General features: G+C 49.7%; 1 protein-coding gene, 2 tRNA genes and 3 rRNA genes. All 6 read left to right on the forward strand.

What is annotated here, in order from left to right:
• Positions 1-273: 273 nt before the first annotated feature.
• The 6 genes from ACTHS4_RS11410 to ACTHS4_RS11435 all read left to right on the forward strand — a co-directional run bounded on the left by ACTHS4_RS11410 (position 274) and on the right by ACTHS4_RS11435 (position 6,181).
• Positions 274-1,814, forward strand: a 16S ribosomal RNA gene (locus tag ACTHS4_RS11410).
• A gap of 105 nt (positions 1,815-1,919) precedes the next feature.
• A tRNA-Ile gene (locus tag ACTHS4_RS11415) sits at positions 1,920-1,996 on the forward strand.
• Between the two features lie 5 nt (positions 1,997-2,001).
• Positions 2,002-2,077: transfer RNA gene (locus tag ACTHS4_RS11420), tRNA-Ala, on the forward strand.
• 347 nt (positions 2,078-2,424) lie between these two features.
• Positions 2,425-5,313, forward strand: a 23S ribosomal RNA gene (locus ACTHS4_RS11425).
• Between the two features lie 93 nt (positions 5,314-5,406).
• A 5S ribosomal RNA gene (rrf, locus tag ACTHS4_RS11430) occupies positions 5,407-5,520 on the forward strand.
• Together the 16S, 23S and 5S rRNA genes with 2 tRNA genes alongside form the textbook arrangement of a ribosomal RNA operon.
• A 373-nt stretch (positions 5,521-5,893) precedes the next feature.
• A complete protein-coding gene (locus ACTHS4_RS11435) occupies positions 5,894-6,181 on the forward strand; it encodes a ComEA family DNA-binding protein (protein ID WP_070825970.1) in 288 nt (95 codons plus the stop codon).
• Positions 6,182-6,451 lie beyond the last annotated feature (270 nt).

A 6,451-nucleotide genomic window follows, 5' to 3' on the forward strand; every position in this document is an offset into this window, starting at 1 on the left:
GGTTTTGTTGGGAGGCGTATAGTTCGGTTCTTCGCTGCTGACGCGGTGAAGAAAACGAAGCAGACAGTATAACACAGTTAGTTGAAATTTTCGATAATTTTAGTTGACATTTGCTAAATGTACTGTATAATTCGATTCGCTCTTTAAAAAACAGATTACCGATAAGTGTGAGTGCATTAGGCCTCACACTGTTTGAAAGACAGACAAGATGATGTTTTAGACATTGTCCTGTCGGTTTCTTTGAAGCAGACCAGAAGTTATAAGTTAGAGATTGAACATAAGAGTTTGATCCTGGCTCAGATTGAACGCTGGCGGCATGCTTTACACATGCAAGTCGGACGGCAGCACAGAGAAGCTTGCTTCTTGGGTGGCGAGTGGCGAACGGGTGAGTAACATATCGGAACGTACCGAGTAATGGGGGATAACTAATCGAAAGATTAGCTAATACCGCATATTCTCTGAGGAGGAAAGCAGGGGACCTTCGGGCCTTGCGTTATTCGAGCGGCCGATATCTGATTAGCTAGTTGGTGGGGTAAAGGCCTACCAAGGCGACGATCAGTAGCGGGTCTGAGAGGATGATCCGCCACACTGGGACTGAGACACGGCCCAGACTCCTACGGGAGGCAGCAGTGGGGAATTTTGGACAATGGGCGCAAGCCTGATCCAGCCATGCCGCGTGTCTGAAGAAGGCCTTCGGGTTGTAAAGGACTTTTGTCAGGGAAGAAAAGGCTGTTGCTAATATCGACAGCTGATGACGGTACCTGAAGAATAAGCACCGGCTAACTACGTGCCAGCAGCCGCGGTAATACGTAGGGTGCGAGCGTTAATCGGAATTACTGGGCGTAAAGCGAGCGCAGACGGTTACTTAAGCAGGATGTGAAATCCCCGGGCTCAACCTGGGAACTGCGTTCTGAACTGGGTGACTAGAGTGTGTCAGAGGGAGGTAGAATTCCACGTGTAGCAGTGAAATGCGTAGAGATGTGGAGGAATACCGATGGCGAAGGCAGCCTCCTGGGATAACACTGACGTTCATGCTCGAAAGCGTGGGTAGCAAACAGGATTAGATACCCTGGTAGTCCACGCCCTAAACGATGTCAATTAGCTGTTGGGCAACTTGATTGCTTAGTAGCGTAGCTAACGCGTGAAATTGACCGCCTGGGGAGTACGGTCGCAAGATTAAAACTCAAAGGAATTGACGGGGACCCGCACAAGCGGTGGATGATGTGGATTAATTCGATGCAACGCGAAGAACCTTACCTGGTCTTGACATGTACGGAATCCTCCAGAGACGGAGGAGTGCCTTCGGGAGCCGTAACACAGGTGCTGCATGGCTGTCGTCAGCTCGTGTCGTGAGATGTTGGGTTAAGTCCCGCAACGAGCGCAACCCTTGTCATTAGTTGCCATCATTTAGTTGGGCACTCTAATGAGACTGCCGGTGACAAGCCGGAGGAAGGTGGGGATGACGTCAAGTCCTCATGGCCCTTATGACCAGGGCTTCACACGTCATACAATGGTCGGTACAGAGGGTAGCCAAGCCGCGAGGTGGAGCCAATCTCACAAAACCGATCGTAGTCCGGATTGCACTCTGCAACTCGAGTGCATGAAGTCGGAATCGCTAGTAATCGCAGGTCAGCATACTGCGGTGAATACGTTCCCGGGTCTTGTACACACCGCCCGTCACACCATGGGAGTGGGGGATACCAGAAGTAGGTAGGGTAACCGCAAGGAGCCCGCTTACCACGGTATGCTTCATGACTGGGGTGAAGTCGTAACAAGGTAGCCGTAGGGGAACCTGCGGCTGGATCACCTCCTTTCTAGAGAAAGAAGAGGTCTGATGCATTCACACTTATCGGTAAACTGTAAAAGATGCGGAAGAGAAAAGCTTGAGTGAAGACAAGATTCGCTTAAGAAGAGAATCCGGGTTTGTAGCTCAGCTGGTTAGAGCACACGCTTGATAAGCGTGGGGTCGGAGGTTCAAGTCCTCCCAGACCCACCAAGAACGGGGGCATAGCTCAGTTGGTAGAGCACCTGCTTTGCAAGCAGGGGGTCATCGGTTCGATCCCGTTTGCCTCCACCAAGAACTTTACAAATCAAAGGAAGCCTGCTATACTCAGCAGCTTATTTTGATTTGCGAAGTGAAATATCGACGCATCGATCTTTAACAAATTGGAAAGCCGAAATCAACAAACAAAGACAATGAGTTTATTTTGATTTTTTGTTCTTTGCAAAGGATAAAAATCTCTCGCAAGAGAAAAGAAAATAAACACAGTATTTGGGTGATGATTGTATCGACTTAATCCTGAAACACAAAAGGCAGGATTAAGACACAACAAAGCAGTAAGCTTTATCAAAGTAGGAATTTCAAGTTTGCTTCCCTAGTCAACGGGTAGGCAAACGAAGTCAAAGAGGTTCTTGAAATGATAGAGTCAAGTGAATAAGTGCATCAGGTGGATGCCTTGGCGATGATAGGCGACGAAGGACGTGTAAGCCTGCGAAAAGCGCGGGGGAGCTGGCAATAAAGCTATGATCCCGCGGTATCCGAATGGGGAAACCCACCTCTTAGGAGGTATCCTTATCTGAATACATAGGATAAGCGAAGCGAACCCGGAGAACTGAACCATCTAAGTACCCGGAGGAAAAGAAATCAACCGAGATTCCGCAAGTAGTGGCGAGCGAACGCGGAGGAGCCTGTACGTGATAACTGTCGAGATAGAAGAACAAGCTGGGAAGCTTGACCATAGTGGGTGATAGTCCCGTATTCGAAATCTCAACAGTGGTACTAAGCGTACGAAAAGTAGGGCGGGACACGTGAAATCCTGTCTGAATATGGGGGGACCATCCTCCAAGGCTAAATACTCATCATCGACCGATAGTGAACCAGTACCGTGAGGGAAAGGCGAAAAGAACCCCGGGAGGGGAGTGAAATAGAACCTGAAACCTGATGCATACAAACAGTGGGAGCACCCTTGTGGTGTGACTGCGTACCTTTTGTATAATGGGTCAACGACTTACATTCAGTAGCGAGCTTAACCGAATAGGGGAGGCGTAGGGAAACCGAGTCTTAATAGGGCGAACAGTTGCTGGGTGTAGACCCGAAACCGAGTGATCTATCCATGGCCAGGTTGAAGGTGCCGTAACAGGTACTGGAGGACCGAACCCACGCATGTTGCAAAATGCGGGGATGAGCTGTGGATAGGGGTGAAAGGCTAAACAAACTCGGAGATAGCTGGTTCTCCCCGAAAACTATTTAGGTAGTGCCTCGAGCAAGACACTGATGGGGGTAAAGCACTGTTATGGCTAGGGGGTTATTGCAACTTACCAACCCATGGCAAACTAAGAATACCATCAAGTGGTTCCTCGGGAGACAGACAGCGGGTGCTAACGTCCGTTGTCAAGAGGGAAACAACCCAGACCGCCAGCTAAGGTCCCAAATGATAGATTAAGTGGTAAACGAAGTGGGAAGGCCCAGACAGCCAGGATGTTGGCTTAGAAGCAGCCATCATTTAAAGAAAGCGTAATAGCTCACTGGTCGAGTCGTCCTGCGCGGAAGATGTAACGGGGCTCAAATCTATAACCGAAGCTGCGGATGCCAGTTTACTGGCATGGTAGGGGAGCGTTCTGTAGGCCGATGAAGGTGCATTGTAAAGTGTGCTGGAGGTATCAGAAGTGCGAATGTTGACATGAGTAGCGATAAAGCGGGTGAAAAGCCCGCTCGCCGAAAGCCCAAGGTTTCCTACGCAACGTTCATCGGCGTAGGGTGAGTCGGCCCCTAAGGCGAGGCAGAAATGCGTAGTCGATGGGAAACAGGTTAATATTCCTGTACTTGATTCAAATGCGATGTGGGGACGGAGAAGGTTAGGTTAGCAAGCTGTTGGAATAGCTTGTTTAAGCCGGTAGGTGGAAGACTTAGGCAAATCCGGGTCTTCTTAACACCGAGAAGCGATGACGAGTGTCTACGGACATGAAGTAACCGATACCACGCTTCCAGGAAAAGCCACTAAGCTTCAGTTTGAATTGAACCGTACCGCAAACCGACACAGGTGGGCAGGATGAGAATTCTAAGGCGCTTGAGAGAACTCAGGAGAAGGAACTCGGCAAATTGATACCGTAACTTCGGGAGAAGGTATGCCCTCTAAGGTTAAGGACTTGCTCCGTAAGCCCTGGAGGGTCGCAGAGAATAGGTGGCTGCGACTGTTTATTAAAAACACAGCACTCTGCTAACACGAAAGTGGACGTATAGGGTGTGACGCCTGCCCGGTGCTGGAAGGTTAATTGAAGATGTGCAAGCATCGGATCGAAGCCCCAGTAAACGGCGGCCGTAACTATAACGGTCCTAAGGTAGCGAAATTCCTTGTCGGGTAAGTTCCGACCCGCACGAATGGCGTAACGATGGCCACACTGTCTCCTCCTGAGACTCAGCGAAGTTGAAGTGGTTGTGAAGATGCAATCTACCCGCTGCTAGACGGAAAGACCCCGTGAACCTTTACTGTAGCTTTGCATTGGACTTTGAAGTCACTTGTGTAGGATAGGTGGGAGGCTTTGAAGCAGAGACGCCAGTCTCTGTGGAGCCGTCCTTGAAATACCACCCTGGTGTCTTTGAGGTTCTAACCCAGACCCGTAATCCGGGTCGGGGACCGTGCATGGTAGGCAGTTTGACTGGGGCGGTCTCCTCCCAAAGAGTAACGGAGGAGTTCGAAGGTTACCTAGGTCCGGTCGGAAATCGGACTGATAGTGCAATGGCAAAAGGTAGCTTAACTGCGAGACCGACAAGTCGAGCAGGTGCGAAAGCAGGACATAGTGATCCGGTGGTTCTGTATGGAAGGGCCATCGCTCAACGGATAAAAGGTACTCCGGGGATAACAGGCTGATTCCGCCCAAGAGTTCATATCGACGGCGGAGTTTGGCACCTCGATGTCGGCTCATCACATCCTGGGGCTGTAGTCGGTCCCAAGGGTATGGCTGTTCGCCATTTAAAGTGGTACGTGAGCTGGGTTTAAAACGTCGTGAGACAGTTTGGTCCCTATCTGCAGTGGGCGTTGGAAGTTTGACGGGGGCTGCTCCTAGTACGAGAGGACCGGAGTGGACGAACCTCTGGTGTACCGGTTGTAACGCCAGTTGCATAGCCGGGTAGCTAAGTTCGGAAGAGATAAGCGCTGAAAGCATCTAAGCGCGAAACTCGCCTGAAGATGAGACTTCCCTTGTGGTTTAACCACACTAAAGAGTCGTTCGAGACCAGGACGTTGATAGGTGGGGTGTGGAAGCGCGGTAACGCGTGAAGCTAACCCATACTAATTGCTCGTGAGGCTTGACTCTATCATTTGAAGAACTTCAAAGATAAAAGCTTACTGACTGATTCAGTCATCACCAATAATTGATTAAGGCTTTACCGATTTGTAACAGTTTAAGTTTGGCGGCCATAGCGAGTTGGTCCCACGCCTTCCCATCCCGAACAGGACCGTGAAACGACTCAGCGCCGATGATAGTGTGGTTCTTCCATGTGAAAGTAGGTCACCGCCAAACACCCATTCCGAAGCCCCCGACTGATGTCGGGGGCTTTTTACATGCCTGTCGGTTTAGCGGCAGAATTGGGATAACAGGTGTTGGGATCAAGCATTGGGATAGTGATGTGCCGGTGTTTATGGAGCATTCGTGCATCTTGGTATTGGAATCGGAAATATTTACCCTGTTGTTATTCTTGAACAAAAATATCGAAAGTTATGGTTAACCGTTTGAAATATTTGAAATCAAACGATATTTGCGTTAATATGTTGTAAGCATTTATATGGAATGGGCTGTTGCCCTATTCTTATATGTGACAGTGTTTACAGATTAGGATAACCCATTCTGTAAACAGTCTGACTGATTCAATCAAACATATTATGGGAAAACCCTGATGAAGAAATTTTTATTTGGTACATTTGCCGCCGTCTGTGCGGCGTTCTCTTTGGCTGCCGTGAACGTCAATACGGCCTCTTCTGCGGAACTGGAGGCATTGCCGGGTATCGGCCCGGCTAAGGCGAAAGCGATTGTGGAATACCGTCAGAAGAACGGTGCGTTCAAATCGGTGGAGGAGCTGAAAAACGTGAAGGGCATCGGTGATGCGGTGCTGAACAAGTTGAAGGCGGAGGCGACGGTTTCTTCTGCCGCGCCTAAGGCTGCCCAGCCTGCCGTGAAAAAATAAGTCTGACGGAGGTTTGTGCCGTATACGCCGCCCCGAGGCCGAACTGCTTGCCAGTTCCGGCTGACGGGCGGCTTTGTATGGGGCCGGGAATAAAACTTGGACCAGTGGGGGCTTTACATTGGGTAAAGGGATGAACGGATAAGGTGCCTCTTGTTGGATAGGGATATAAAAGATAAAGGGAATAAAGATATGTACTCAAATGCATTTGACGGAAAACGGGATGGGGCAACTGTGCAGAGGGGCTACTCTTTGATACAGCTGTTGGTGGTG

The sequence above is a fragment of the Neisseria sp. P0014.S009 genome, assembly GCF_051958155.1.
Classification (GTDB): Bacteria; Pseudomonadota; Gammaproteobacteria; order Burkholderiales; family Neisseriaceae; genus Neisseria; species Neisseria flavescens_C.